General features: G+C 69.0%; 27 protein-coding genes. 12 read left to right on the top strand and 15 right to left on the bottom strand.

What is annotated here, in order from left to right; all coding sequences use genetic code 11:
• Positions 1–31: 31 nt before the first annotated feature.
• The 6 genes from ABD719_RS17460 to ABD719_RS17435 all read left to right on the top strand — a co-directional run bounded on the left by ABD719_RS17460 (position 32) and on the right by ABD719_RS17435 (position 5,136).
• The gene (locus tag ABD719_RS17460; RefSeq protein ID WP_344694639.1) at positions 32–943 is read left to right on the top strand and encodes a cytochrome c oxidase subunit 3; all 912 of its coding nucleotides are present in this window, start codon (positions 32–34) and stop codon (positions 941–943) included.
• Complete coding sequence (locus ABD719_RS17455; protein WP_425567205.1) at positions 940–1,359, top strand: DUF983 domain-containing protein; 420 nt, start codon at positions 940–942, stop codon at positions 1,357–1,359. The genes ABD719_RS17460 and ABD719_RS17455 overlap by 4 nt, the downstream gene beginning before the upstream one ends.
• A complete protein-coding gene (locus ABD719_RS17450; RefSeq protein ID WP_344694638.1) occupies positions 1,356–1,946 on the top strand; it encodes an SURF1 family cytochrome oxidase biogenesis protein in 591 nt (196 codons plus the stop codon). Before ABD719_RS17455 ends, ABD719_RS17450 begins: the two co-directional genes overlap by 4 nt.
• Positions 1,947–2,231: 285 nt before the next feature.
• Positions 2,232–3,629 carry a threonine synthase gene (gene thrC / locus ABD719_RS17445; protein ID WP_344694637.1) on the top strand — a complete coding sequence of 466 codons (1,398 nt, stop codon included), beginning with the start codon at positions 2,232–2,234 and terminating at the stop codon, positions 3,627–3,629.
• Position 3,630: 1 nt separating this feature from the next.
• On the top strand, positions 3,631–4,500 hold the full coding sequence (locus tag ABD719_RS17440; protein ID WP_344694683.1) for an RsmD family RNA methyltransferase: 870 nt from the start codon (positions 3,631–3,633) through the stop codon (positions 4,498–4,500).
• A 27-nt stretch (positions 4,501–4,527) separates the two neighbouring features.
• Positions 4,528–5,136, top strand: a complete 609-nt coding sequence (locus ABD719_RS17435) for a pseudouridine synthase (protein WP_344694636.1) — start codon at positions 4,528–4,530, stop codon at positions 5,134–5,136.
• On the opposite strand, the gene ABD719_RS17430 is transcribed toward ABD719_RS17435, so the two are convergent.
• From ABD719_RS17430 to ABD719_RS17420, 3 genes are read right to left on the bottom strand one after another with little or no spacing between them, the layout of a single operon-like run.
• The gene (locus ABD719_RS17430) at positions 5,069–5,716 is read right to left on the bottom strand and encodes a heme exporter protein CcmB (protein WP_344694635.1); all 648 of its coding nucleotides are present in this window, start codon (positions 5,714–5,716) and stop codon (positions 5,069–5,071) included. The two genes, ABD719_RS17435 and ABD719_RS17430, sit on opposite strands and share 68 nt — an antisense overlap.
• Entirely contained in the window at positions 5,713–6,333 is a 621-nt protein-coding gene (gene ccmA, locus ABD719_RS17425) for a heme ABC exporter ATP-binding protein CcmA (protein WP_344694634.1), read from the bottom strand. The genes ABD719_RS17430 and ccmA overlap by 4 nt, the downstream gene beginning before the upstream one ends.
• Positions 6,330–6,740 carry a metallopeptidase family protein gene (locus ABD719_RS17420; RefSeq protein ID WP_244646725.1) on the bottom strand — a complete coding sequence of 137 codons (411 nt, stop codon included), beginning with the start codon at positions 6,738–6,740 and terminating at the stop codon, positions 6,330–6,332. The genes ccmA and ABD719_RS17420 overlap by 4 nt, the downstream gene beginning before the upstream one ends.
• A gap of 50 nt (positions 6,741–6,790) precedes the next feature.
• Between ABD719_RS17420 and ABD719_RS17415 the strand changes: the two genes are divergently transcribed.
• Entirely contained in the window at positions 6,791–7,087 is a 297-nt protein-coding gene (locus ABD719_RS17415) for a 4a-hydroxytetrahydrobiopterin dehydratase (RefSeq protein ID WP_192127181.1), read from the top strand.
• 201 nt (positions 7,088–7,288) lie between these two features.
• On the opposite strand, the gene ABD719_RS17410 is transcribed toward ABD719_RS17415, so the two are convergent.
• A complete protein-coding gene (locus tag ABD719_RS17410; RefSeq protein WP_344694633.1) occupies positions 7,289–7,561 on the bottom strand; it encodes a hypothetical protein in 273 nt (90 codons plus the stop codon).
• Between the two features lie 137 nt (positions 7,562–7,698).
• Here ABD719_RS17410 and ABD719_RS17405 point away from each other — a divergent pair, with 137 nt between their 5' ends.
• The 5 genes from ABD719_RS17405 to ABD719_RS17385 are packed head-to-tail and all read left to right on the top strand — an operon-like array spanning position 7,699 to position 12,960.
• On the top strand, positions 7,699–8,235 hold the full coding sequence (locus ABD719_RS17405) for a 2Fe-2S iron-sulfur cluster-binding protein (protein WP_344694632.1): 537 nt from the start codon (positions 7,699–7,701) through the stop codon (positions 8,233–8,235).
• Positions 8,232–9,215: an FAD binding domain-containing protein gene (locus ABD719_RS17400; RefSeq protein ID WP_344694631.1), complete on the top strand. Its 984-nt coding sequence runs from the start codon at positions 8,232–8,234 to the stop codon at positions 9,213–9,215. The genes ABD719_RS17405 and ABD719_RS17400 overlap by 4 nt, the downstream gene beginning before the upstream one ends.
• Before the next feature lie 4 nt (positions 9,216–9,219).
• Positions 9,220–11,454 (top strand): xanthine dehydrogenase family protein molybdopterin-binding subunit, encoded by a 2,235-nt coding sequence (locus ABD719_RS17395; RefSeq protein WP_344694630.1) that lies wholly within the window; start codon positions 9,220–9,222, stop codon positions 11,452–11,454.
• Between the two features lie 29 nt (positions 11,455–11,483).
• Complete coding sequence (locus ABD719_RS17390) at positions 11,484–12,407, top strand: XdhC family protein (protein WP_344694629.1); 924 nt, start codon at positions 11,484–11,486, stop codon at positions 12,405–12,407.
• A complete protein-coding gene (locus ABD719_RS17385) occupies positions 12,394–12,960 on the top strand; it encodes a nucleotidyltransferase family protein (RefSeq protein WP_344694628.1) in 567 nt (188 codons plus the stop codon). Before ABD719_RS17390 ends, ABD719_RS17385 begins: the two co-directional genes overlap by 14 nt.
• Before the next feature lie 259 nt (positions 12,961–13,219).
• Here the strand turns inward: ABD719_RS17385 and ABD719_RS17380 are convergent, their stop codons facing one another.
• The 11 genes from ABD719_RS17380 to mce form a co-directional block, all read right to left on the bottom strand.
• Positions 13,220–14,425 carry an ABC transporter permease gene (locus ABD719_RS17380; protein ID WP_344694627.1) on the bottom strand — a complete coding sequence of 402 codons (1,206 nt, stop codon included), beginning with the start codon at positions 14,423–14,425 and terminating at the stop codon, positions 13,220–13,222.
• Positions 14,425–15,141 carry an ABC transporter ATP-binding protein gene (locus tag ABD719_RS17375; protein WP_344694626.1) on the bottom strand — a complete coding sequence of 239 codons (717 nt, stop codon included), beginning with the start codon at positions 15,139–15,141 and terminating at the stop codon, positions 14,425–14,427. Before ABD719_RS17375 ends, ABD719_RS17380 begins: the two co-directional genes overlap by 1 nt.
• Before the next feature lie 40 nt (positions 15,142–15,181).
• Positions 15,182–16,537: an efflux RND transporter periplasmic adaptor subunit gene (locus tag ABD719_RS17370; protein WP_344694625.1), complete on the bottom strand. Its 1,356-nt coding sequence runs from the start codon at positions 16,535–16,537 to the stop codon at positions 15,182–15,184.
• A complete protein-coding gene (locus tag ABD719_RS17365) occupies positions 16,537–18,048 on the bottom strand; it encodes an efflux transporter outer membrane subunit (protein WP_344694624.1) in 1,512 nt (503 codons plus the stop codon). The genes ABD719_RS17370 and ABD719_RS17365 overlap by 1 nt, the downstream gene beginning before the upstream one ends.
• Before the next feature lie 278 nt (positions 18,049–18,326).
• Positions 18,327–20,321, bottom strand: a complete 1,995-nt coding sequence (locus tag ABD719_RS17360; RefSeq protein WP_344694623.1) for an ATP-binding protein — start codon at positions 20,319–20,321, stop codon at positions 18,327–18,329.
• Positions 20,322–20,372: 51 nt separating this feature from the next.
• Positions 20,373–20,633: a DUF2442 domain-containing protein gene (locus ABD719_RS17355; RefSeq protein WP_344694622.1), complete on the bottom strand. Its 261-nt coding sequence runs from the start codon at positions 20,631–20,633 to the stop codon at positions 20,373–20,375.
• Positions 20,617–20,850, bottom strand: a complete 234-nt coding sequence (locus ABD719_RS17350; protein WP_192127206.1) for a DUF4160 domain-containing protein — start codon at positions 20,848–20,850, stop codon at positions 20,617–20,619. The genes ABD719_RS17355 and ABD719_RS17350 overlap by 17 nt, the downstream gene beginning before the upstream one ends.
• Positions 20,850–21,887 carry a biotin synthase BioB gene (gene bioB, locus ABD719_RS17345; RefSeq protein WP_344694621.1) on the bottom strand — a complete coding sequence of 346 codons (1,038 nt, stop codon included), beginning with the start codon at positions 21,885–21,887 and terminating at the stop codon, positions 20,850–20,852. The genes ABD719_RS17350 and bioB overlap by 1 nt, the downstream gene beginning before the upstream one ends.
• A complete protein-coding gene (gene scpA, locus ABD719_RS17340) occupies positions 21,884–24,091 on the bottom strand; it encodes a methylmalonyl-CoA mutase (RefSeq protein WP_344694620.1) in 2,208 nt (735 codons plus the stop codon). Before scpA ends, bioB begins: the two co-directional genes overlap by 4 nt.
• Position 24,092: 1 nt before the next feature.
• A complete protein-coding gene (locus ABD719_RS17335; protein WP_344694619.1) occupies positions 24,093–24,875 on the bottom strand; it encodes an enoyl-CoA hydratase-related protein in 783 nt (260 codons plus the stop codon).
• Positions 24,875–25,291, bottom strand: a complete 417-nt coding sequence (gene mce / locus ABD719_RS17330) for a methylmalonyl-CoA epimerase (RefSeq protein WP_344694618.1) — start codon at positions 25,289–25,291, stop codon at positions 24,875–24,877. Before mce ends, ABD719_RS17335 begins: the two co-directional genes overlap by 1 nt.
• Positions 25,292–25,348 lie beyond the last annotated feature (57 nt).

Raw genomic sequence — 25,348 nt, 5'->3', positions numbered from 1 at the left:
ATCGTCAAAATATAAGAACAGGGATGCGACGATGGCCGGCGCCAAGAACCACGATTATCATATCCTGCCCCCCAGCCCGTGGCCGCTGGTCGGATCGATGTCCGCCTTCGTGATGGCGGTGGGCGGCGTGATGTACATGCACGAATATGGCGGCGGCGGCTGGATCTTCCTGATCGGTCTCGCCGCGGTGCTGTTCACCATGTATTCGTGGTGGGCGGACGTGGTGCGCGAGGCGCATCGGGGCGACCATACCCCCGTCGTCCAGTTGCACTTCCGCTATGGCATGATCCTGTTCATCGCGTCGGAGGTGATGTTCTTCGTCGGCTGGTTCTGGGCGTTCTTCGACTTCTCGCTGTTCCCCACCGCGATGCAGATCGTCGACGGCCAGGTGGAACGCGCCGCCGAGGGCGCGACCGCGATCGTCGCGAGCTGGCCGCCCAAGGGGCTGGAGGTCATCAACGCGTTCGAACTGCCGCTGCTCAACACGCTGATCCTGCTGACCTCGGGCACCACGGTCACTTGGGCGCACCACGCGCTGATCCACAACCAGCGCGGCGGCGAGAAGACCGGGGCCTGGGGCCTGCTGGGCGTCGGCAACCGCGACAGCGTGCTGAAGGGCCTGTGGCTGACGGTGGTGCTGGGCGCGGTGTTCAGCGCGATCCAGGCGTATGAATACGCGCACGCGCCGTTCCCGTTCAAGGGCATCAACTATGGCGCCGCCTTCTTCATGGCGACCGGGTTCCATGGTTTCCACGTCCTGATCGGCACGATCTTCCTGATCGTCTGCCTGATCCGCGCCTATAAGGGCGACTTCACCCCCCGCCAGCATTTCGGGTTCGAGGCGGCGGCCTGGTACTGGCACTTCGTCGACGTGGTGTGGCTGTTCCTGTTCGTCACCGTCTATGTCTGGGGCGGCTGGGGCGCGCCGATCCACGGGGGGTGAGCAACGCACCTGACCCCGCCACGACGACCGGCGTCACCACCATCGCCCCGACGCCGGTGCAGGCGGGCCTGCGGGGACTGTGCCCCCGGTGCGGGAAGCCGACCCTGTTCGCGGGGTGGGCGCGCTTCGCCGATCGGTGTCCGGCCTGCGGACTGGATTTCGCTGGGTTCAACGTCGGCGACGGGCCGGCGGCATTCCTGACCCTGATCCTGGGCGCCATCGTCGTCGGGCTGGCGATCTGGCTGGAACTGGCGGTCGGGCCGCCGCTTTGGGTGCATATGCTGATCTGGATACCGTTCACCGCCGCCGGGGTGATCGGATCGCTCCGCATCGCCAAGGGAGCGATGATGGCGCTGGAATATCATAACGCCGCGCGCGAAGGGCGGATCGCCCCGCCCGCCCCCGACCTGCCGTGAGGCGACTGCCGTTCCTGCCGACCTTGCTGGTCGGCCTCGCGGTGACGGCGATGATCGCCCTGGGGCTGTGGCAGTTGCTCGACCGGCGACCGCGCAAGCTGGCGTTCCTCGAACAACTGGCGGGCAATCCGTCGCTGCCGCCGGTCGCCTTTCCCCGCATCCCCGACGAGCGGCTGTTGTTCCGCCGCGCGACGGCGACGTGCCGGCCACCGGTGGCGATCCGGCTGGCGGGCGCGGGCGCAGCAGGTTTCCGCGCGATCGCGACCTGCAACGATCCGGACCTGACCGTGCAGCTTGGCACGACGCGCGATCCCAAGGCGCGGGTGACATGGGGCGGCGGCACCGTGGCGGGCTATATCGGCCATGCCCCCGACGGCCGCTCGCTGATCGGCGCGGCGCTGCATCCGCAACCGCCGCGCCCGATGCTGATCGCGACGACGCCGCTGGCCGGGCTGAGCGCCAATGCGCCGCCGGATATCGATTCGGTGCCGAACAATCACTTGGCCTACGGGGTGCAGTGGTTCTTCTTCGCGGGCGTGGCGACGGTGATCTACCTGCTGGCGGTGAGGCGACGGCCGAACGGCTGATCCCCGAGATGTGATGATGCTTCGCACGGCCACCCGGCGACGCGAAGAAGGTTTTGTCTCGCGCGGGGGCGCGGAGGACGCGGAGGGGTTGCGTGCCGGGTTATCACCCTGCCGATCATCGGCCGGCCTGAATGGTCGGGGCGCGACGGCGGCAGGTGCGACTGTCCGCGTCCTCCGCGCCGCTGCGCGAATCCGATCTTCTTATCCATGGTCGCGCGGACATTCGATCCGTCACTTTGCCTGCCGGGTTGCGGCGGGCGGCAGGCATCGTTAGCGAGACTGCCCATGCGTTATGTCAGCACGCGCGGGGCCGCGCCCGTTCTCGATTTCCGTGGGGCGACGCTCGCCGGGCTCGCCAGCGATGGTGGCCTGTACGTGCCGGAGACGTGGCCGACGCTGTCGACCGACGAGATCGCGGCGCTGGCGGGCCTGTCCTATGCCGATACAGCGGTGCGGATCATGTTGCCGTTCGTCGGCGATTGCCTGACCGAAGATGAACTGCGCGGGCTGTGCCACGCCGCCTATGGCCGGTTCAGCCATGTCGCCGTCACCCCGCTGGTGCAGCTCGATCACGACCAGTGGCTGCTGGAACTGTTCCACGGGCCGACGCTGGCGTTCAAGGACGTGGCGCTGCAACTGCTCGGCCTGCTGTTCGAACGGTTCCTGACCGGGACGGACAAGCGGCTGACGATCATCGGCGCGACCAGCGGCGATACCGGATCGGCGGCGATCGATGCGGTGGCGGGGCGCGAGGGTGTCGACATCTTCATGCTCCATCCGGTCGGCCGGGTGTCGGAGGTGCAGCGCCGCCAGATGACGACGGTGCTGGCCCCCAACGTCCACAACATCGCGATCGAAGGCGATTTCGACACTGCGCAGGCGCTGGTGAAGACGATGTTCGCGACACCGGCGCTGGCGGACACGTTCGCGCTGTCGGCGGTCAATTCGATCAACTGGGCGCGGCTGATGGCGCAGGTGGTCTATTATTTCTACGCCGCCGTGCGCCTCGGCGGGCCGGGGAAGCCGGTCGCGTTCTCGGTGCCCACGGGCAATTTCGGCGATGTGTTCGCGGGCTATGTCGCATCGCGCATGGGCCTGCCGATCGCGAAGCTGGTGGTGGCGACCAACGTCAACGACATCCTGCACCGGGCGCTGACCAACGGCGATTATTCGCGTGGGCTGGTGGAGCAGACCGCGACCCCCTCGATGGATATCCAGGTATCCTCCAATTTCGAGCGGCTGCTGTTCGATCTGGGCGGACGCGACGGCAAGGCGCAGGCGGCGCAGATGGCGGGCTTCGACGCGGATGGCGCGATGCGGCTGACCAACGCGCAGCAACAGGGTGCGGCCGGGCTGTTCGGCAGCGAGCGGGTCGATGGCGACGACATGGCGATGGCGATGCGCTGGGCACATGAGAAGGCGGGCGAGATCGTCGATCCCCACACCGCGATCGGGCTGGCGGCGGCCCGGCGGCAATCGCTGCCCGACGTGCCGATCGTGACGCTGGCGACCGCGCATCCCGCCAAGTTCGTCGATGCGGTGGAACGCGCGACCGGCGCGCGACCGACGCTGCCCGCCCGCGTCGGCGACCTGTTCGAGCGCGAGGAACGCTATGTCACCCTGCCCGCCACGCTGGCGGCGGTGGGCGATTATGTGGCCGCCCATGCCCGGCCGTCGCGGTGACATGACACCGGGGACGCTGATCGGGGAGCCATGGGCGGATTACGGGCTGGTCGATTCGGGCCATGGCCGCAAGCTGGAACGCTATGGCCGGTTCCGCTTCATCCGCCCGGAACCGCAGGCGATGTGGGCGCCCGCGCATGACGACTGGCGCGCGGCGGCGGAATTCGTGCCGGGATCGGACGAGGATGGCGGCGGCCAGTGGAAATACGCCGATCAGGTGCCGCGCGATGGCTGGACGCTGCGCTGGAACGAGGTGGCGTTCAACGCGCAATGCACGCCTTTTCGCCATCTCGGCTTCTTCCCCGACATGGCGCCGGTGTGGGACTGGATGCGCGGGCGGATCGACGGGGTGGCGACGCCCGATTGCATGAATCTGTTCGGTTATACCGGAGTCGGCACGCTGGCGCTGGCGGCGGCGGGTGCGAAGATGGTGCATGTCGATGCCTCGAAGAAATCGGTCGAGGCGGCGAAGGGTAATGCCGCGCTGTCGGGGATGAAGGATGCCCCCGTCCGCTGGATCGTCGACGATGCCGCCAAGTTCGTTGCGCGCGAGGTGCGGCGTGGGCGGCGGTATGACGGCATCCTGCTCGACCCCCCGAAATACGGCCGCGGGCCTGAGGGCGAGGTGTGGCGGCTGGAGGAGGACCTGCCCGCGCTGGTCGCCAATTGCCGGCAGTTGCTGGATGCCGAGTCGCGGTTCCTGTTCCTGACCGTCTATGCGGTGCGGATGTCGGCGCTGGCGATCGGGGAACTGGTGCGGCAATTGTTCGCCGACCTGCCCGGCACGGTGGAATGCGGCGAGCTGGGCGTGCGCGAGGAAGCGCGCGGGCTGGTGCTGCCGACCGCGATCTGGGCGCGGTGGAGTCGCTGAGAGGCGGGCGATGACAAGGGGCGGGCGATGGCGCGGCTGATCCTGTTCAACAAGCCATATGGCGTGCTGACCCAGTTCACCGATCGCGGCAACCCGTCGCCGCGCCCGACGCTGTCGGATTTCATCGACCTGCCGGGTGTGTATCCGGCGGGGCGGCTCGACCTCGACAGCGAGGGGCTGTTGCTGCTGACCGATGACGGGCGGATGCAGGCGCGGATCGCCGATCCCCGGTTCAAGACGACCAAGACCTATCTGGTGCAGGTGGAGGGCGAGCCGGACGAGGCGCAGCTTGCCGCCCTGCGGCACGGCGTGACGCTGAAGGACGGCATGACCCTGCCGGCGGAGGCGGAGGCAATCGAGGCGCCCGACCTGTGGCCGCGCGACCCGCCGGTGCGGTTCCGCAAGACCGTGCCCGATCGCTGGCTGCGGCTGACGATCGGCGAGGGGCGCAACCGGCAGGTGCGGCGGATGACGGCGGCGGTCGGGCTGCCGACGCTGCGGCTGGTGCGGTGGCGGATCGGCGACTGGACGCTGGACGATATCGCGCCGGGCAGCTGGCGCGAGGCGGCTATTCCATCGCCGCGCGGATCGCCGCCCCCGCCACGAACGGCGCGCCCGCGACCAGCACGAGGCTGACCGCCGCGAGCAGTTTCAGCGCGCTCGCCCCGCCCGACAACGCCCCCGCCCCGAAGATCAGCAGCGGCACCGCGAGCGGCAGCATCACCAGCCCCGCCACCGCGCCAGCACTGCGCAACGAAGCGGTGAGCGCGGCGGTGGCGACCGCCAGCGCGGCGAGACCGGGGGTGCCGATCGCCAGCCCCGCCTCGACCAGCAACAATTGGTCCGCCGGGATGCCGAGCAGCCCGGCCGCGATCACCGCCGCCGCCATCAGCGGCGGGGCGAAGGCGATCCAGTGCGCCAGCGCCGCGACCGCCGCGACGGCGGCGAGCGACTGGCCCCGCACCGCCAGTTGATCGTACACCCCCGCCTCCAGATCGGGGGCGACCAGCCGGTCGACCGGCAGCAGCGCGGCGAGCAGCGCCGCCGCCCACACCACGCCGCCGCCGATCCGCGCCAGCAACAGCGCGTCGGGGCCGATCGCGAACGGGAACAGCGTCGCCGCCAGCAGGAAGAACACCACCACCAGCGTGGCGCCGCCGCCCGCATAGCCGCGCCGCACGCCGCGCCACAGCAGCACCGCCAGTGGTGCAGTCATAGCGGCGTCCCGAAGGCGAACGTCCGCATCGCGGGAAGGCGCAGCGGCAGGTGGGTGGCGACGATCGCCATCCCGCCCGCCTCCAGATGGCGTTCGACCAGCACCTCCAGCCGCGCCGAGGCGGCGGCGTCGAGGCCGTTGGTCGGTTCGTCGAGCAGCCACAGGAACGCGCCCCCCGCGATCACCCGGGCGAAGGCGGCACGGCGGCGCTGCCCGGTCGAGAGCAGCCGCACCGGGACGGTAGCGAGATCGGCGAGCGCGACATCCGCCAGCGCCGCCGCGACCCGCGCATCCGGGTGGGACAGCCCGTCCATCCGGGCCCAGAAGCCCAGCGCCTGCGCCAGCGGCCGCTCGCCATCCAGCGCCGCCGCCTCCGCCAGATAACCGAGCGGTGGGCGACCGGGCGGCGGATCGAAGGCGATGGTGCCGGCGGCGGGGGCGAGCAGGCCGGCGCACAGCCGCAGCAGGGTCGATTTGCCGACGCCGTTGGGGCCGGTGATGCGCAGCGCGCCACCGGCGGCAAGCGAGAAGGACAGGTCGGCAAAGACGATCCGGCCGCCCCGGCGGGCGGCTAGCCCGGAAGCCTCGATCCCCCCGACTTGCCCCTCCCCGCTCAATCCGCCACCGAATCTTCCAGTGCGTGCATGTCGGCATCGGACAGGCCGAAATGATGGCCGATCTCGTGGATCGTGACATGCGCGACCAGATCGTCGAGTCGCACCCCCGTCTCCACCCATTCCTCCAGGATCGCGCGGCGATAGAGGTGGATGCGATCGGGCATCGCCACCGCCTCGCTCCCCGCCTTCTGCCCGACCGGCAGGCCGCTGTAGAGACCGGTCAGGTCGAGCGGATGCTCGATACCGAGCGCGGCGAGCGTTTCGTCGTCGGCGAATTCCTCGACCAGCAGCACGATCGCGCCCAGATGCTGCGCGAAGGCGGGCGGCAGGCGATCGATCGTCGCGCGGGCGATCGATTCGATCGTGGCAGCGTCGGGCGCGGGGCCGAGGGGGTCTTGCCGATCCATCGCCCCAGCCATAGGCGGAGGCGGCCGATACGGGCAAGATGGAGGGGCGAATGATCGAGGCGCTGAACGAGACGGAACGGGCCGAGGCGCTCGACGGCCTGCCCGAATGGGATCACGACGAGGCGCGCGACGCGATCGTCCGGCGGATCGTGTTCGCCGATTTCATTGAGGCGTTCGGTTTCATGACGCAGGTCGCGCTGGTCGCGGAACGGATGAACCATCATCCCGAATGGTCGAACGTGTACAACCGGGTCGACATATTGCTGACCACGCACGACGCCGGTGGCCTGTCGTCGCGCGATATCGAGATGGCGCAGGCGATCGACGCGATCGTGGGCGAGGATTGACGCCTAGCGCCGCCGTGGAAAGTCACGGTGGAAAGTCACGAAAGTCGCATCCTACAGCCCTTCGCGGGCACACCGGGCGATGGCCGGGATCGTGCAGGGCCCTGACGGGCATCGACGAAGAGAAAGAGCGGTCGTCGGCCGGGATAATCGGTCGCCGCGGTGTAGGACACCCCCGGTCGGGCGACCGCTGCGGCCCCCGGTTCAGTCCCGGCCGGCGCGATATCCGTCATAGGCGCGGCAATCGTCGGGATGCTTGCGACATTCGCGTTCCCAGTCCCGCCGTTCCTTGCCCTCGCGCGCCTCCGCCTTGCGCATCTTGCGGCCGTAGTTGCGGTCGGACTCTTCCTGACTGGTCGTCGTCCAGTCGACCGCCTTGCCGGCGACCTGGAACGGTGCCTTCACGATCGAGGCGGCGGTGCTGATACAGCCGCCCATCGTGAGGGCCAGCGGCAGGAGGAACAGGGCACGGCGCATGGCAAACTCCGGTTGACCGGGGGATCATAGCCGCGATCCATGAACATTGCGTGGACATACCGAGTGATAACCACTCGCAACGGGAGCCGGCAGCGACGCATCGCGTTGTGGGATCAGGACTTTACGGGGATGCCGGCATGCAGTGGACGATCAACGGGCGCACCTACGAAGCGGATGTCGACGTGCGCACCTCGCTGCTCGATCTGGCGCGCGAGCATCTGGGGCTGACCGGCTCCAAGAAGGGCTGCGACCATGGCCAGTGCGGCGCCTGCACGATGCTGGTGGGCGGTCGCCGCGTGAACAGCTGCCTGAGCCTGGCGGTGATGCACGAGGACGACGAGATCACTACGATCGAGGGGCTGGGGCAGGTCGGCAACCTCCACCCGATGCAGGACGCGTTCGTGCGCCACGACGGTTATCAGTGCGGGTACTGCACGCCGGGCCAGATTTGCTCGGCGGTCGGGATGCTGGACGAGGTGGCGAAGGGCTGGCCCAGCCATGTCTCGGCCGACCTGACCAGCGCCGACCTGAACGACGACGAGATTTCGGAGCGGATGAGCGGCAATCTGTGCCGCTGCGCCGCCTATCCCAACATCGTCGATGCGATCCGCGAGGTGGCGGGGATCGATAACCGCCAGCCGGTGCTCGCGACCGCCAAGGAGATCGGGGCATGAAGCAGTTCACCTACGAACGCGCCGCCAGCACCGAATCGGCGGTGGCCGAAGGGCGCGGTGCCGGCACGAAGTTCATCGCGGGCGGCACCAACCTGCTCGACCTGATGAAATTGCAGATCGAGACGCCGGACAAGCTGGTCGACATCACCCGCCTGCCGCTGGGCGAGATCACGACGCGCGACGAGGGCGGCGTGTCGATCGGGGCGCTGGTGCCCAACAGCGATCTGGCTGCCGACCCCCGCATCATCGCCGATTACGAGGTGTTGAGCCGGGCGCTGCTGGCCGGCGCATCGGGGCAGTTGCGCAACAAGGCGACGACCGGGGGCAACCTGCTCCAGCGGACGCGCTGCTATTATTTCTACGACACCGCGATGCCGTGCAACAAGCGCGAGCCGGGCACCGGCTGCGCGGCGATCGGCGGGGTCAACCGTATCCTCGCGGTACTGGGGACCAGCGAGAAGTGCATCGCGACGCACCCGTCCGACATGGCGGTGGCGATGCGCGCGCTGGACGCGACGGTGGTGACGCAGAAGGCGGACGGCGACCGGCGGCGGATCGCGATCGGCGACTTCTATCGCCTGCCGGGCGACACGCCGGAGATCGAGACGGTGCTGGAGCCGGGCGAACTCATCACCGCGGTGGAACTGCCCGCCCCGGTGGAGGGCGCACGACATCTGTACCGCAAGGTGCGCGACCGGGCGTCCTATGCCTTCGCACTGGTGTCGGTGGCGGGCGTGGTGACGATGGACGGCAACACCGTGAAGACGGCGGCGCTGGCGTTCGGGGGGCTCGGGCCGATGCCGTGGCGCGACCCGGCGGTAGAGGCGGCGATCGTTGGCAAGGCCGCCACGACCGCGAATTTCGAGGCGGCGGCGGACGCGCTGCTGGCCGATGCCAAGGGCTTCGGCACCAACGATTTCAAGATTCCGCTCGCCAGACGCACGCTGATCGCGAGCCTGCGCGAGCTGACGGGAGCATAGAGCGATGTTCGGTTTCGGCGGCAACACCAACTCCCTGACGATGAACGAGCCACGGCCGGTCAGCCTGCTCGACACCGGCGTGCAGGGCGTGATCTCGCGCCCGCTCGACCGGGTGGACGGGCCGGCCAAGGTGTCGGGCGTCGCCACCTATGCGGCGGAATATGCGATCCCCAACCTAGCGCACGGCGTGCTGGTGGGGGCGAAGATCGGCTGCGGCAAGGTGGTGTCGATCGATGTCGAGGCGGCGAAGCGCATCCCCGGCGTGATCGACGTGGTGATCGATTTCGACACCTTCATCCGCAATTCCCAGCAGGGCGGCGAGACGAAGGCGCCGACGCAGGGCGTGAAGGACATCGCCTATTTCGGCCAGATTGTCGCGATCGTGCTGGCCGAAACGTTCGAGGCGGCGCGCGAGGCGGCGCTGAGTATCCCGATCGAGTATGAATACAAGGCGGGCACCTATAATTTCGAGGCGCACCGGGACGAGGCGAAGACGCCCCCACCCAGCATGCTCCAGCCGCATTTCAGCCAGGGCAACCCCGACAAGGAATATGACAAGGCGGCGGTGAAGCTGGACGTGACCTATATCACCCCCAGCCAGAATTCGGCGGCGATGGAGCCGCACGCGTCGATCGCGGTGTGGGAGGACGATGCGCTGACGCTGTACGGCGCGTACCAGATGCCGACCTCCGACGCGTCGCAGCTGGCGCAATCGCTGGGGATGCCGAAGAACAAGGTGCGGATCATCTCGCGCTTCATCGGCGGCGGGTTCGGATCGAAACTGGGCATCGCGCCCGAAAGCGTCGCGGCGGCGATCGCGGCGAAGCAACTGGGCCGCCCGGTCAAGGCGGTGATGGCGCGCCAGCAGGTGTTCGACGCCACCGTGCGCCGTTCCAACACCGAACAACGACTGCGCTTCGGCTGCGATACGGATGGCCGGATCGTGTCGTTCGTGCATGACTCGCTGACGTCGAACCTGCCGGACGAGGATTATTTCGAACCGGTGGGGATCGGCAGCCACTCGCTATATGGCGGCGCACACCGGCGGATCAATCACGATCAGGTCACGCTGAACCTGACGCTGTCGGGATCGATGCGCGCGCCGGGCGAGGCGGTCGGCATGGTCGGGCTGGAATGCGCGATGGACGAACTGGCGGAGACGCTGGGGATGGACCCGATCGAGCTGCGCAAGATCAACGACCCGGCGGTCGATCCCGAAAAGGACGTCCCCTATTCGTCGCGGATGCTGACCCGGTCGCTGGAGGAAGGCGCGAAGCATTTCGGCTGGGATGCGCGCAACACGACCCCCGGCACCCGGCGCGAGGGCGAATGGCTGGTCGGGATGGGCGTGGCGGCGGCGACGCGCAACAACCAGTTGATGCAGTCCGCCGCCAAGGTGGAAATCCACCCGGACGGCAGCGCGACGGTATCGTCGTCGATGACCGATATCGGCACCGGCAGCTACACGATCATGGCGCAGATCGCGTCCGAAATCCTCGGTATCCCGGTCGACCGGATCGTGATGAAGCTGGGCGACACCAACGATGCCCCCGCCGCCGGATCGGGCGGGTCATGGGGTGCGGCGTCGGCCGGGTCGGCGGTGTATCTGGCGTGCGAGGCGCTGCGCGACAAGCTGGCCAAGACGATGGACGTGGAGTCCGACGGGCTGACCCTGAAGGACGGGCAGGCGATCGGCGCCAACCGGCAGACCGCGATCGGCGATCTGGTGGGCGAGGGGATCGAGGCGACCGGCGAGATCAAGCCCGGCAAGCAGGAGAAGCAGTTCACGCAGGCGTCCTACGGCGCGCATTTCGCCGAAGTGGCGGTGAACGCGGTGACGGGGGAGGTGCGGGTGCGCCGGATGCTCGGCATCTTCGCGGCGGGGCGCGTGCTGAACGCCAAGACCGCGCGGTCGCAGTGCCTGGGCGGCATGACCTTCGGGATCGGCACCGCGCTGCACGAGGATCTGATCCACGACCAGCGCAACGGCAAGCTGGTGAACCGCGACTTGGCGGAATATCACGTGCCCGCCAATGCCGATGTGCCGCAGCTTGAGGTGCATTTCCTCGACGAGCGCGACATCCATGCCAACCCCATCCATGCCAAGGGGATCGGTGAACTCGGCATTTCCGGCGCGGCACCGGCGGTGGTGAACGCGATCTACAACGCCACCGGCGTGCGGGTGCGCGATCTGCCATTGACCTGCGACAAGCTGCTGGCCGGGTTGCCGCCGCTGTGATCGGCCCTGTGAACGGGGTAGCGTAGGCGATGGCCGAAAACGACAGCGTGCTGGCGGCGGCACGCGACTGGCGGGGCGACCGGCTGGCGCTGGCGACGGTGGTGTCGACCTGGGGGTCGGCCCCCCGCCCGCGCGGCAGCCACATGCTGATCCACGCGGACGGGCGGTTCGAGGGATCGGTATCGGGTGGTTGCGTCGAAACCGACATCCTCCAGACCGCCGCCGAGGTGATCGCGGGCGCGCCGTTCCAGGTGAAGAACTACGGCGTCGCCGATGCGGCGGCATGGGAAGTCGGCCTGCCGTGCGGCGGCGAGATCGCGGTGATGGTGCAGCCGGTGTCGGCGGAGGGGTTCGATCCCGAACTGTTCGACCGCATCGTCGAGGCGCGCGAACGGGGCGACGCGCTGGCGGTGACGACCGATCTGGCGACGGGGCATTCCGATCTTCGGCCTGCGGAAACCGGCAGCGTGTTCGTCAACCGCTACGATCCGCCGCGGCGATTGCTGATCGTCGGTGCGGTGCAGATCGCGCAGGCGCTGACCGGGCTGGCGCACCAGCTGGGGATCGACACGGTGGTGATCGATCCGCGCGCCCGCTTCCTGACGGCGGAGCGGTTTCCCGGTACCATGCTGGACGATCGCTGGCCGGACGAGGCGATCGAGGCGTACCGGCCGGGGCCGTCGACCGCCGTCGTCACGCTGAGCCACGACATCAAGATCGACGACCCCGCGCTGATCGCCGCGCTGGCCAGCGAGGCCGCCTATGTCGGTGCGCTGGGCAGCCGGCGGAGCCACGCGGCGCGACGGGAACGGCTGGCCGCCGCCGGGGTTGCCCCGACGGCGATCGACCAAATCGATGCGCCGGTCGGCATCGATATCGGCGCGATCGGGCCGTCGGAGATCGCCTTGTCGATCGCGGCGGCGGTGATCGGCGCCTTTCATGATCGACGCTGAAGACGTCGTCCTCGTCCTGCTGGCGGCGGGCCGGTCGGCACGGTTCGGAGCCGAGGACAAGCTGGAAGCGGATTTGCTTGGTCGACCGCTGGGGCTGCATATCGTCAGCACGCTGGCGGCCGTGCCGTTTCGTGCGCGGCTGGTGGTGCGGAGCGGGTGCCGGCTCGATTTTGCCGGCCATGGCTATACCGACATTCCCAACGGTCGACCCGAACTCGGCATGTCGGGATCGGTCCGGCTGGGCGTTGCGGCGGCGAAGCGGATCGGCGCCGCAGCGGTGCTGATCGTGCTGGCCGACATGCCGCGGGTGACCGAGGCACATGTCCGGCGTCTGCTGGACGCCGGTGGTTCAGCCGATGCGGTGATCGCATCGAGCGACGGGACGAAACCCGGGCCGCCGGCATTGTTCGGCCGCGACCGGTTCGATGCGCTGCTCGACCTGACGGGCGACGCGGGCGCGCGCGACCTGATAAGGGGGGGACGGCATATCCTCACCGACCCAGCGGAGCTGGTCGACATCGATACGCCCGACGATCTGCGCGCCCTGCGCTGAACACGAGTCGCCCGGCAAAAGGTGGTTCGTGCAGAGGCGCGGAGAACGCAGAGGTGTCCGGGGTCGGGCGGACGGGTTTGGAACGGGATGAGTTTAGATCCATCCCGGCCGTCATTGTGCGCGAAGCGAAGCAATCCAAGGTTCGGCGTGTGACGCTCTGGATTGCTTCGCTACGCTCGCAACGACGGATGGGTGGGTTGCACGTCATCGACGTTGCGCCCCGCGTCTTCCGCGCGATCTTCCTTCGTCCGCCCCGCCCTTATTCGTGGCGGAGCGCGTCGATCGGGTTGAGCGCGGCGGCGCGGCGGGCGGGGAAATAGCCGAAGACGACGCCGATCACCGCCGAGATGGCGAAGGCGATGATGTTGATCTGAAGATCGAACGTCCACGGCACCTGCATCCATGGTGCCAGCAACAGGATCACGAGCTGCGCCAGCGCCAGCCCGATCAACCCGCCGAGGCAGGACAGTGCCACCGCCTCGACCAGGAACTGCATCAGCACCTCGCGCGCGACCGCGCCGATCGCCAGCCGGATGCCGATCTCGCGCGTCCGTTCGGTCACCGACACCAGCATGATGTTCATGATGCCGATGCCGCCGACGACCAGGCTGATCCCGGCGACGGCGGCGACGATGCGGGTCAGCAGCATCGTGGTGCCGGTCAGCGTGTCCGAAATCTGCTTGGTGTCGAAGATGTTGAAATCGTCTTCCTTGCCACCGGCGATGTTGCGACGTTCGCGCAGCAGATCGGTGATGCCCGCCTGCACGGTCTGGGTCGAATAGGCCTGATCGACGCCGACCAGCATCAGGCGGATATCGCGGCTGCCGGTGAAGCGGCGCTGCACCGCCTTGATCGGCATGACGACGACATCGTCCTGATCGCCAAACCCGCCCTGCCCGCGCGTGTTGAGCGTGCCGATCACGTCGCAGCTGATATTGCCCAGCCGCATCCGCGTGCCGACCGCCTCGCCACCGCGATACAGGTTCTGGCGAACGGTGTTGCCGATCAGGCAGACCGCCTTGCCCGCCTCCTCCTCCGCCGGGGTCCAGTAGCGCCCGCTGGTCAACGGCCATGGCTGCACCGTCAGGAAGCCGGAGGTGGTGCCGTTGATCGTGGTCGACCAGTTGGCGCCTTCGTAGATCGCGGTGGCGGTGCTGCTGGCCTGCGGGGCGACGGCGGTGACGCCGGCGACCTGACGGGCGATCGCGGTCACGTCCTCCGGCTTGAAATCGGGCGGACGCGGGCCGCCGCCGCCGCGCCCGAAGCCCTGGCCGGGGCGGACCTGCAACACATTGGTGCCGAGCGCGGAAATCTGCTGCTGGACCGCGGCGGTGGTCGCCTTGCCCAGCGTGACCATCGTCACCACCGCGCCGACGCCGATGACGATGCCGAGGATGGTCAGGAACGACCGCAGCAGATGCCGCCGGATCGAGCGCAGCGCGAGGACGAGGGTGGTGCCGAACATCAGGCCTCCACTGCCTCGCCCTGCCGGTGGCGGCTCTCGATCCGTTCCACAAGTCCGTCCTTGAAATGCACCACGGTGCGCGCGAACGCCGCCATGTCGGGTTCGTGGGTGACCATCAGCACGGTGATGCCGCTGTCGCGGTTGAGCGCGGTAAGCAACTGCATGATCTCGACCGAGCGTTCCGAATCGAGGTTGCCGGTCGGCTCGTCGGCGAGCAGCACGTCGGGGCTGGTCACGATCGCACGGGCGATCGCCACGCGCTGCTGCTGGCCGCCGGACAGTTCGGCGGGGGTGTGATCCCACCACCGGTCCAGCCCGACCTTCTCCAGCGCCGCCATGCCCATCTCGCGCCGGGTCTTGCGATCCTCGCCCCGGTAGAGGAGCGGCAGTTCGACATTCTCCAGCGCGGAGGTGCGCGACAACAGGTTGAAGCCCTGAAACACGAAACCGAGATATTTGCGGCGGAGCAGCGCGCGCTGGTCGCGGTCGAGCGTCTCGATATGATGGCCGCGAAAAGTGAAGGCGCCCGCCGTCGGCATGTCGAGACAGCCGAGAATGTTCATCGTCGTCGACTTGCCCGATCCCGACGGCCCCATCACCGCGACGAAATCGCCGCCCGCGATATCGAGATCGACGCCCTTCAGCGCCTGGAACTGCGTCGCGCCGCTGCCATAGACCTTGGTCACGCCGCGCAGCGAGATGATGGGTTCGGCCATCGGCGTTCCCTCTGCCGCGGGGACGGCGGCGCGGGTGGCGTTACCGGGCACCCGCACCCCCCGGACGACGCGGGGCGGCGGCGGTGTCGGTGCCGTTCGCCAACTGGCCGGTGATGACCTCGGCCCCCGGTTTCAGCGCGCCGCTCATCACCTCGGTCATGGTGCCGTTGCTGTCGCCGGTGACGATCTGGACCGGCTGCGGCGTGCCGTCCGCGCCCTTGACGTACACCGTCTGCGTCGCGCCGCGACCCAGCGTGGCGGTGCGTTCGGGCCGGTCGCGATTCGGGCGGAAGGTGAGCGAGCCGGCGATGCCGCCCTTCCCGCCCGCGCCGGCCACCGCCGGCTTGAACCGCAGCGCGGCGTTGGGGACGAGCAGCACGCCCTTCCGATCGGAGGTGACGATATCGGCGGTCGCGGTCATGCCGGGGCGCAACTGGCCGTCGGGATTGGCGACGGTCAGGTCGGCGGCATAGCTGACCACCTGCCCGGTCGTGGCGGTGGTGCTGGTCGAGGTGGAGGCGGTGGCGGCGCTGACCGTCAGGTTCGAGCCGAGATCGACGCGGGTGATCGTCGCCGGGAAGGTGCGGCCGGGAAAGGCATCGACGGTGAAATTCGCCTTCTGCCCCAGCTTCACCGCGCCCACGTCCGCCTCGTCGATCGCGACCTCCAGCTTCATCTTGGTCAGGTCTTCGGCGATGACGAACAGCGTCGGGGTGTTGAACGAGGCGGCGACGGTCTGGCCGGGATCGACCTGTCGGGCCAGCACCACGCCGGAGACGGGGCTGCGGATGATCGCGCGGCTGCGCTGCGTCTGCGACTGCGCCAGCTGGGCGGCGGCGGCGGCGACGTTGGCCTGCGCGGTCTTCAGCCCCGCGACCGCGCGCTGCGCATTGGCGCGCCCGGTCTGGAGTTCGGTGGCGGAGGGGACGCGGCCGTTCGACAGGCGATACACCTCGTTCAGGCGGGCCAGCTGCGCGTTCGCCTCCGCGACGGTGGCCTGCGCCTGCCCGACCTGCGCCTGATTGGCGGCGAGCGTCGCCTGCGCGGCGCGAATCTGGTCGTCGATCTGTTCGGGATCGATCAGCGCCAGCGGCTGACCCGCGGTGACGCGGTCGTTGACATCGACGACGACGCGGGTGACGAGGCCCGACAATTGCGAGCCGACCGTCACCTGATTGGTCGGCGCCAGCTTGCCCGTGGCGGAGACGCTGACGGTCAGGTTGCCCTGCCGCACCGCCTGCGTCGAATATTGCACCGCGTCCTTGCCGCCGAAACAGCGGCTGAGCAGCAGCGCCAGCCCGGCCAGCACGAGGACGATCACCACCCATTTGACGTAGCGACGCCAGGCCGGCACCGCCTTCACGCCCAGAAATTCGTCGGTGCTCTGGTCGGCCATCAACGGGTCTCGCTTGCGGGGGTGGTCGTCGTGACGGGAACAGGTCGCGCGGTGGTGCCGGCGGGCAGCACGCGCGGCGGTGCCTGCGGCACCGTCGTCGCATCCCAGCCGCCGCCCAGCGCCACGAACAGCGCGACCTGCGCGGCGGCGGCATCGGCGCGCGCCTGGGTCAGGCCGTTGCGCGCGGACAGCAGCGCCGTTTCCTGCTGGTTCAGCGTGGTGAAGTCGGTCAGGCCCGAGCGATACTGGCTGCGGCCGAGGATCGCGCTGTTGTTCGCGGCATCGAGCGCGACGGTGAACTCCCGGGTCCGCGCCTGCGCGGTCGTGAGCGCGACGATCGCGTTCTCGATATCCTCCAGCGCGAGCAGCACGGTGCCCTTGTACGCGGCAAGCGCGGCGTCGGCGGCGGCCTCCTGCGTGCGGACCGCGCTGCGCAGCCGGCCGCCGTTGAAGATCGCCTGCGTCAGCCCGGCGAACAGCCCGCCGGTGATCGCATCGCCGATATTGCCGATCGAGGTGGCGTTGGTGTTGATGTTGCCGGTGATCGCCAGCGCAGGATAGAGCCGCGCCTTCGCCACGCCGATCTGCGCGGTGGCGGCGGCCAGCGCGCGTTCCGCCGAGCGCACGTCGGGCCGGCGGCGCAGGATATCGGCGGGGATGCCGATCCCGACCGTGGCAGGCGCAAGCGGGATCGGCCGCGTCGCCGCCAGTTCGGGCTTGAGCGCGCCGGGCGCCTGCCCGGTCAGCACGCCGAGGCGCGAGACGGCGGCGTTGTATTGCTGTTCCAGCGAGGGGATCGTCGCGGCAGTCTGCGCGCGCTGCGACCGGGCCTGCTCGCTGTCGAGCGACGAGACGAGGCCGGCCTGCACGCGGAAGCCGGCGATATCCAGATTGTCGTCCTGGATCGCCAGCGAGGCGCGCGCATTGGCGAGCTGTGCCTGAAGGCCCCGCGCGATCACGTAGTTGCGGGCAACCTCGCTCTGCACCGACAGCAGCACGGCGGCATAGTCGAAGCCCGCCGCCTCATACTGTGCGCGCGTCGCCTCGACCGTGCGGCGCAGTTCGCCGAAGATGCCGACCTGCCAGCTGGCCGACAGCCCGACCGAGAAACTGTTGGTGCCGCCGCCGCCGGTGTCGACGACGGTGCCGTCGGGCAAGGTGAACGAGCGGCCGCCGCCGCGCAGATTCTCGTTGCGCTGATAGCCGGTCGATCCGGACACGGTGGGCAGCAGTTGCGACCGGCTTTGCAGCAGCGATTCACGCGCCTGCCGCAACCGCGCCACCGACTGCGCCAGATCGGTGTTCGCGCCCGCCGCCTGTTCGACGAGGCGGCCGAGCACCGGATCGTCGAACCGGTTCCACCAGCGGGTCAGGTCCGCCGCGCCGGGGGCGGCGGGGACCGAGAAACCGACGGGCACACCCAGTTCGGCGGGCGATTGCGGGCGATAGTCCGGGCCGACCGAACAACCGGCGAGCGCGGTGGCGAGAAAAAGGACGCGGGCGCGCTGCATGGCCCCATAGGTGCCGGGCAGGCGGGTCAGCGTCCAGCGCTTTTCTGTCGCAGATTGTCGCGACGCGCGGTGGGGAAAGCCGGTTCCCTGCCTACCCCATTGGCAAACCGTCCCATTCCGATCGCCGTCATGCCGGGCATGCCCCGGCATCCGCCGTGCCGCACGCCGGATGGCCGGCGCTTTTGCGGCACAGCGTATCCCGGGACAGGCCCGTGGTGACGGCGAGGGACAGGTTCGGGGCTGGGGCCGACGACGGTCCCCGACCGGGCGGGCAAGCGCTATTCCAGTTCGAGGATGACCTGATCGACCGCCAAGCTGTCACCCGTCCGCGCGCCGATCGTCTTCACGATACCCGATTTGCCGGCGCGCAGGATGTTCTCCATCTTCATCGCCTCGACCACCGCCAGCGCCTGTCCCGCCTCGACCCGGTCGCCCTCGCCCACGTCGAGCCGGACGAGCAGGCCCGGCATGGGTGCGAGCAGGAAGCGCGACAGGTCCGGCGGTACCTTCTCGATCAGGTGGCGGGCATAGGGGGCGACATGCGCGGGCAGCACGCGGACCTTGTGGACCGCGCCGCGCGTGGCGAGCCGGAACCCGCCGGGCACCGGGGCGATGCGGATCGCCACGCCCTCGCCGTCGCTCTCCACCTCGACCAGCCGATCGCCGGGGGTGTATTCGGCGGCGAAATCGAGCGGTTCGCCATCGACGGTGATGCCGTCGACCGAGACGTGGACGTCGTGATCGGCCCCGTCGATCCGCACCGCCCAGTCTGCCGGCGGCGACAGGCGGTGGCCGAGCTGGCCGTCGATCCGCCGGGCGCGATCGGCATGGGCGGTGGCGGCGAAGGCGGCGGTGGCGGCCAGCGTGCGGCGCAGCGCCGGCCCGGCGGGCGCACCGGTGAAGCCGTCGGGATATTCCTCGGCGATGAAGCCGGTCGTGATCGTGCCGGCGCGGAAGCGCGGATGCTGCATCAGCGCCGACAGGAAATCGAGATTGGTGCCCGGCCCCTCGATCTCGAACGAGTCGATCGCGCCGATCTGCGCATCGACCGCCGCCTCGCGCGTCGGCGCCCAGGTGACGAGCTTGGCGATCATCGGGTCGTAGAACATCGACACCTCGCCCCCCTCGACGACGCCGTCGTCGACGCGGACGCGCACCGTGTCATCCGCGCCCGCCTGCGGCGGGGTGTAGCGCGCGAGTCGGCCGATGCTGGGCAGGAAGCCGCGATACGGGTCCTCGGCATAGACGCGGGTCTCGATCGCCCAGCCGTCCAGCCGCACCTCGTCCTGCGTGAAGGCGAGCGGTTCGCCCGCCGCGACGCGGATCATCTGTTCGACCAGATCGAGCCCGGTGATCTCCTCGGTCACGGGATGCTCGACCTGCAACCGCGTGTTCATTTCCAGGAAGTAGAAACCGGTGCCGCTGGTATCCGCGCCCGACACGATCAGTTCGACCGTGCCCGCGCTGAAATAACCGACCGCGCGGGCGAGGGCGACCGCCTGTTCCCCCATCGCACGGCGCATCGCGGGGGTGACGAAGGGCGACGGCGCCTCCTCCACCACTTTCTGGTGGCGGCGCTGGATCGAACATTCGCGCTCGCCGAGATAGACGATGGTGCCATGTTGGTCGCCGAGCAGCTGGATTTCGATGTGGCGCGGGCTTTCGATGAACTTCTCGATGAAGACGCGGTCGTCGCCGAACGAGGCGAGCCCTTCGCGCTTGGTCGCCTCGAACCCGTCGCGCACGTCCTGTTCGGACCACGCCAGCCGCATCCCCTTGCCGCCGCCGCCGGCCGACGCCTTCATCATCACCGGATAGCCGATCTCGCCCGCGATCCGCACCGCATAGTCGGTATCGTCGATCTCGCCGAGGAAACCGGGGACGACGTTGACCCCGGCGGCGCGCGCCAGCTTCTTCGATTCGATCTTGTCGCCCATCGCCGCGATCGCCTCCGGCGGCGGGCCGATGAACGCGATGCCGGCATCGGCGCAGGCGCGGGCGAAGGACTCACGCTCCGACAGGAAACCGTAGCCGGGATGGATCGCATCCGCGCCGGTCTCCTTGGCGGCGAGCAGGATCAACTCCGCCTTCAGATAGCTGTCGGCGGCGGGTGCCGGCCCCAGCCGCACGGATTCGTCGGCGAGCAGCACATGCGGGCTGCGCGCATCGGCATCCGAATAGACCGCGACCGTCGCGATCCCCATCGCCCGCGCGGTGCGGATCACCCGGCACGCGATCTCGCCGCGATTGGCGATCAGGATTTTCTTGAACAACGACCTCTCCCGGTTCTTATTATATGCTTCAGGCGACTGCGGGCCTGTCGTTCACCGTGAACTGACGGCCGGTGCGCCGCGCAGCAATCCATCGGTACTCAGATCCTCGTCGATTTCCGGCCAGTGGATGCCGTATCCACCGCCGGCCTTTTCCCAGATCGCGCGGGATTCGGGCGTCGCCCGGGCCAGTCTGGGATACCAGGCGAGCGGTGCGGAAATGGTGCGACCATCCATCAGATCGACGATCAGGCTCGCTGCGTCGAACCGCACGTCCAGCACCCGTTCGTCGGTGATCCTAGCCGAAATATTCATGCCATGCCTCCAGAAGCATCGGACGGTGTTCGACGACCATGGCAAGGATGCCATTGATCTCGTGCGCACGGAAGCCGCGGCTCTTCGCGACGTCGACCGGTTCCAGCCAGACCTTTGCCGTCGCCTCGCCGCGATCGATATGGACATGCGGCGGTTCGTTGGGTTCGTGACTGTAGAAATACAGGCGGAACGGCCCGATCCGCAGGATGGTGGGCATTACGCCACCGCCGCCCGCATCGGCTCCGCGCCCGTCATCGGCCGGACGCCCAGCTTCGCCAGCAAGGCAGCGTCGGCGCTGTCGCCGGCGTTGCCGGCGGTCAGCAGCTTGTCGCCGGTGAAGATCGAGTTCGCGCCCGCCATGAAACACAGCGCCTGCGTCGCTTCCGACATGCTCTCGCGCCCGGCGGACAGGCGGACCATGCTGCGCGGCATCGTGATGCGCGCCACCGCGACGGTGCGGACGAATTCGATATCGTCGATCTTCGCCATCGGCGTGTCCGCCAGCATGTCGCCCAGCGGCGTGCCCTTCACCGGCACCAGCGCGTTGACCGGGACGCTTTCGGGATGGCGCGGCAGGGTAGCGAGCGCGTGGACGAAGCCGACCCGGTCGCCGCGCGTCTCGCCCATCCCGACGATGCCGCCGCAGCACACCGAAATGCCGGCGTCGCGGACATGGCCCAGCGTCTCCAGGCGGTCCGCGAAGGTGCGGGTGGTGATGACGTTGCCGTAATTCTCCGGCGAGGTATCGATGTTGTGGTTGTAGTAATCGAGCCCGGCCTCGGCCAGCGCGCGGGCCTGCCCCGCCTCCAGCATCCCCAGCGTCATGCAGGTTTCCAGCCCCATCGCCTTCACCCCCTCGACCATCGCGACCACTTTCGCCATGTCGCGGTCCTTGGGGTTTCGCCACGCCGCGCCCATGCAGAAACGCTGCGAGCCGGCGGCCTTCGCCGCGGCGGCGCTGGCGAGGACGGCGTCGACCTCCATCAGCTTTTCCGCCTTCAGCCCGCTGTCGGCGGTGGCGGATTGCGAGCAGTAGCCGCAATCCTCCGGACAGCCGCCGGTCTTGATCGACAGCAACGTGCATAGCTGCACCTCGTCCGCCGCATGGTGCGCGCGGTGGACGGTCTGCGCGCGGAACATCAGTTCGGCGAAGGGCAGGTCGAACAATGCGGCGATTTCCGCGCGGGTCCAGTCGGTGCGCGGGTCGGCGGCGGGAGCGGCAGCGAGCGGGCGGGTAAGCGTATCGACGGTCATTCTGCAGCCTCGGTCTGGGGGGGCATGTTATGGCCGAGCAGCCTCAACACCTCTTCGGCCGCCTGCACAAGATTGGTGCCGGGGCCGAAGATCGCCTGCACGCCCGCATCGCGGAGCGCCTGATAGTCCTGCGCGGGGATCACGCCGCCGGCGATCACCTTGATATCCGGGCGTCCGGCGTCGCGCAGATGGCCGATCAGCTCGGGGATCAGCGTCTTGTGCCCCGCCGCCAGCGACGAGGCGCCGACCACGTCGACCTGCCGCTCCAGCGCCAGCGCCGCTACCTCCTGCGGGGTCTGGAACAGCGCGCCCGGCACGATCTCGAACCCCAGATCGGCGAACATGCTGCTGACCAGATTGGCGCCGCGATCATGCCCGTCCTGCCCCATCTTGGCGACGAGCATCCGGGGCTTGCGGCCCAGCCGGCGCCCGGTGGCGTCGACCCCGTCGGTCAGCCGTGCCCAGCGAGGATCGTCGACATAAGCGCCGCCATAGATGCCGCTGACCGGCGTCGGTTGCGTCCCGTAGCGCCCGAACGACACCTCCATCGCGGCGGAAATCTCGCCGAGCGAGGCGCGCGCACGCGCGGCCTCGACCGCCAGCGCCAGCAGGTTGCCAGTGCCCGCCGCCCCGTCGCGCAGCGCGCCCAGCGTCGCCTGGCACGCCGCCTCGTCCCGCGTCGCGCGCATCGTCTGCAACCGCGCGACCTGCGCCTCGCGCACCGCGACGTTGTCGACATCGAGGATGTCGATCGGGTCCTCGTCCTTCAACCGGTATTTGTTGACGCCGACGATCACGTCCTCGCCCCGGTCGACGCGGGCCTGCCGCGCGGCGGCGGCTTCCTCGATCATCGCCTTGGGCCAGCCGGCCGCGACCGCCGCCGCCATGCCGCCCTCCACCTCGACCCGCTCGATGATCGTCCATGCCTGGTCGACCAGCGATTGCGTCAGCGCCTCGACATAATAACTGCCGCCGAGCGGATCGACGACCTTGGTCATCCCCGTCTCTTCCTGCAGCACGATCTGGGTGTTGCGGGCGATGCGGGCGGAGAAATCGGTCGGCAGCGCGATCGCCTCGTCCAGCGCGTTGGTGTGCAGGCTCTGGGTGCCGCCGCACATCGCGGCCATCGCCTCGATCGTGGTGCGGATGACGTTGTTATAGGGGTCCTGTTCCTGCAGCGACACGCCGCTGGTCTGGCAATGCGTGCGCAACATCTTCGACCGTTCGTCCTTCGCGCCCAGATCGGTCATCACCCGGTGCCACAGCGTACGCGCGGCGCGCAGTTTCGCCACCTCCATGAAGAAGTTCATGCCGATCGCGAAGAAGAACGACAGGCGGCCGGCGAATTTGTCGATATCCAGCCCGGCATCCACCCCCGCGCGGACGTATTCGCGGCCGTCGGCGATGGTGAAGGCCAGTTCCTGCACCTGCGTCGCACCGGCTTCCTGCATGTGATAACCGCTGATCGAGATGCTGTTGAACTTCGGCATCTCGGCCGCGGTATAGGCGATGATATCGGAGATGATCCGCATCGAGGGGCCGGGCGGGTAGATATAGGTGTTGCGGACCATGAACTCCTTCAAGATGTCGTTCTGGATGGTCCCGTCGAGCAATTTGCGATCGACGCCCTGTTCCTCCCCCGCGACGATGAAGAAGGCGAGGATCGGGATCACCGCGCCGTTCATCGTCATGCTGACCGACATCTGATCGAGCGGGATGCCGTCGAACAGGATCTTCATGTCCTCGACCGAATCGATCGCGACCCCGGCCTTGCCGACATCGCCGGTCACGCGCGGATGGTCGCTGTCGTAGCCGCGGTGCGTGGCGAGATCGAACGCGACCGACAGCCCCTTCTGCCCGGCGGCAAGGTTGCGGCGATAGAAGGCGTTCGATTCCTCGGCGGTGGAGAAGCCGGCATATTGCCGGATCGTCCACGGCCGCCCCGCATACATCGACGCGCGCACGCCGCGCGTGAACGGCGCGAAACCAGGCAGGCCGGGATCGGCGGTGACGTCCTCGGCGGTGTAGAGCGGCTTCACGTCGATGCCCTCGGGCGTCGGCCAGGTCAGGTCGCGGCCCTTCACCTCGCGCGCGGCGGCGGCCTGCCAGTCGGCCAGTGTCGGCTGCGGGGTGGGTTCGGGCTGGGGCGGTGCGGGCGGGGCCGCGCCGGTATCCTCGCCGGTGTTGATCTCGATCTCGGCCATGTCAGTTGCCCCGGAATGCCGGTTTGCGTTTTTCGAGGAACGCGCGACCGCCCTCGACGGCGTCGGCGGTGCCGCGCATCGCCCGCTGGTTGTCCGCCTCCCGCGCCATCGCGGCGGCATAGTCGGCATTCTGTGCGGCGTGGAGCTGGCGACGGATCGCGCCCAGCGCCAGCGTCGGTCCGGCGGCGAGCCGCTCGGCCAGCGCGAACGCGGCATCGTCCAGTTCGGCGTCGGGCACGACATCGTGGACCATGCCCCAGTCGAGCGCGGTCGCGGCCGGCACCCGTTCGCCGAGCATCATCATCCGCAGGGCGCGCGGCCGGCCGATCAGGCGCGGCAGCATCCACGACGCGCCGCCATCGGGGACGAGACCGATATTGACGAATGCCTGCAGGAAATAGGCGGTGTCGCCCGCCACGCAGAAATCGGCGGCGAGCGCGAGGGAACAGCCGATCCCCGCCGCCGGGCCGCGCACCGCGCTGACCACCGGTACGGGCAGATCGGCGATCATCGCCAGCGTCGGATTGTAGCTGTCGGTCAGCGCGCGGTGGGTCGCCGCCCCCGGATCGGCCGCCGACAGCGCGCCGCCCGCCACGTCCGCCCCCGAGCAGAAGGCACGACCCGCCCCCTGCACCAGCACGGCGCGCGCCCCGTCCCGTTCGCGCAGGGCCGCCGCGATCTCCTCGAACATCGCCGGCGGGGCGGCGTTCAGCCGGTCGGGGCGGTCGAGCGTGACGACCAGCACGTCGCCGCGCCGGTCGGTGCGGATGTTCACGGGCGCCATCAATGGTCCTTCGGTTGTTCCATCAGCTCGACCAGCAACCCGCCCATGTCGCGCGGGTGGACGAAGATGATCGGGGTGCCATGCGCGCCGATCCGGGGCTGGCCGAGCACGGTCGCGCCCTTTGCGGTCAGGTCGGCGATCGCGGCGTCGATATCGGGCACCTCGAAGCACAGGTGATGCTGCCCGCCCGCCGGATTCCTGCGCAGGAAGCCTGCGATCGGCGAGCTATCGTCCAGCGGCTCGATCAGTTCGATCTGGGTGTTGGGTGCATCGACGAAACACACCCGCACGCCCTGCGCGGGCAGATCGAACGGCGCCCCGATCGCGGTCGCGCCGAGCAGGGTGCGGTAGGTTTCCACCGACCGTTCGATCGACGGCGTCGCGATGCCGATGTGGTTGAGGCGGCCGAGGGTCATGGCTGGATACCTTCTTCCATCGTCAAACGCCTCTCCGTCATTGCGAGCGTAGCGAAG

The organism is Sphingomonas cynarae (assembly GCF_039537815.1).
Lineage (GTDB): Bacteria > Pseudomonadota > Alphaproteobacteria > Sphingomonadales > Sphingomonadaceae > Sphingomonas > Sphingomonas cynarae.
The sequence above is the reverse complement of the archived record's forward strand: the minus strand, read 5'-3'. Positions and strand labels throughout refer to the sequence as shown.

Bases quoted from the DNA above. Each gene is read 5' to 3' on its own strand.
- ABD719_RS17380 (WP_344694627.1), bottom strand. From the start codon at position 14,425: ATGTTCGGCACCACCCTCGTCCTCGCGCTGCGCTCGATCCGGCGGCAT.
- ABD719_RS17460 (WP_344694639.1), top strand. From the start codon at position 32: ATGGCCGGCGCCAAGAACCACGATTATCATATCCTGCCCCCCAGCCCG.
- ABD719_RS17385 (WP_344694628.1), top strand. From the start codon at position 12,394: ATGATCGACGCTGAAGACGTCGTCCTCGTCCTGCTGGCGGCGGGCCGG.
- ABD719_RS17335 (WP_344694619.1), bottom strand. From the start codon at position 24,875: ATGGCGCCCGTGAACATCCGCACCGACCGGCGCGGCGACGTGCTGGTC.
- ABD719_RS17410 (WP_344694633.1), bottom strand. From the start codon at position 7,561: ATGCGCCGTGCCCTGTTCCTCCTGCCGCTGGCCCTCACGATGGGCGGC.
- ABD719_RS17405 (WP_344694632.1), top strand. From the start codon at position 7,699: ATGCAGTGGACGATCAACGGGCGCACCTACGAAGCGGATGTCGACGTG.
- ABD719_RS17420 (WP_244646725.1), bottom strand. From the start codon at position 6,740: ATGGATCGGCAAGACCCCCTCGGCCCCGCGCCCGACGCTGCCACGATC.
- ABD719_RS17355 (WP_344694622.1), bottom strand. From the start codon at position 20,633: ATGAATATTTCGGCTAGGATCACCGACGAACGGGTGCTGGACGTGCGG.
- ABD719_RS17395 (WP_344694630.1), top strand. From the start codon at position 9,220: ATGTTCGGTTTCGGCGGCAACACCAACTCCCTGACGATGAACGAGCCA.
- ABD719_RS17415 (WP_192127181.1), top strand. From the start codon at position 6,791: ATGATCGAGGCGCTGAACGAGACGGAACGGGCCGAGGCGCTCGACGGC.
- scpA (WP_344694620.1), bottom strand. From the start codon at position 24,091: ATGGCCGAGATCGAGATCAACACCGGCGAGGATACCGGCGCGGCCCCG.
- ABD719_RS17435 (WP_344694636.1), top strand. From the start codon at position 4,528: ATGGCGCGGCTGATCCTGTTCAACAAGCCATATGGCGTGCTGACCCAG.
- ABD719_RS17390 (WP_344694629.1), top strand. From the start codon at position 11,484: ATGGCCGAAAACGACAGCGTGCTGGCGGCGGCACGCGACTGGCGGGGC.
- ABD719_RS17370 (WP_344694625.1), bottom strand. From the start codon at position 16,537: ATGGCCGACCAGAGCACCGACGAATTTCTGGGCGTGAAGGCGGTGCCG.
- ABD719_RS17430 (WP_344694635.1), bottom strand. From the start codon at position 5,716: ATGACTGCACCACTGGCGGTGCTGCTGTGGCGCGGCGTGCGGCGCGGC.
- ABD719_RS17350 (WP_192127206.1), bottom strand. From the start codon at position 20,850: ATGCCCACCATCCTGCGGATCGGGCCGTTCCGCCTGTATTTCTACAGT.
- ABD719_RS17365 (WP_344694624.1), bottom strand. From the start codon at position 18,048: ATGCAGCGCGCCCGCGTCCTTTTTCTCGCCACCGCGCTCGCCGGTTGT.
- ABD719_RS17400 (WP_344694631.1), top strand. From the start codon at position 8,232: ATGAAGCAGTTCACCTACGAACGCGCCGCCAGCACCGAATCGGCGGTG.
- mce (WP_344694618.1), bottom strand. From the start codon at position 25,291: ATGACCCTCGGCCGCCTCAACCACATCGGCATCGCGACGCCGTCGATC.
- bioB (WP_344694621.1), bottom strand. From the start codon at position 21,887: ATGACCGTCGATACGCTTACCCGCCCGCTCGCTGCCGCTCCCGCCGCC.
- ABD719_RS17440 (WP_344694683.1), top strand. From the start codon at position 3,631: ATGACACCGGGGACGCTGATCGGGGAGCCATGGGCGGATTACGGGCTG.
- thrC (WP_344694637.1), top strand. From the start codon at position 2,232: ATGCGTTATGTCAGCACGCGCGGGGCCGCGCCCGTTCTCGATTTCCGT.
- ABD719_RS17375 (WP_344694626.1), bottom strand. From the start codon at position 15,141: ATGGCCGAACCCATCATCTCGCTGCGCGGCGTGACCAAGGTCTATGGC.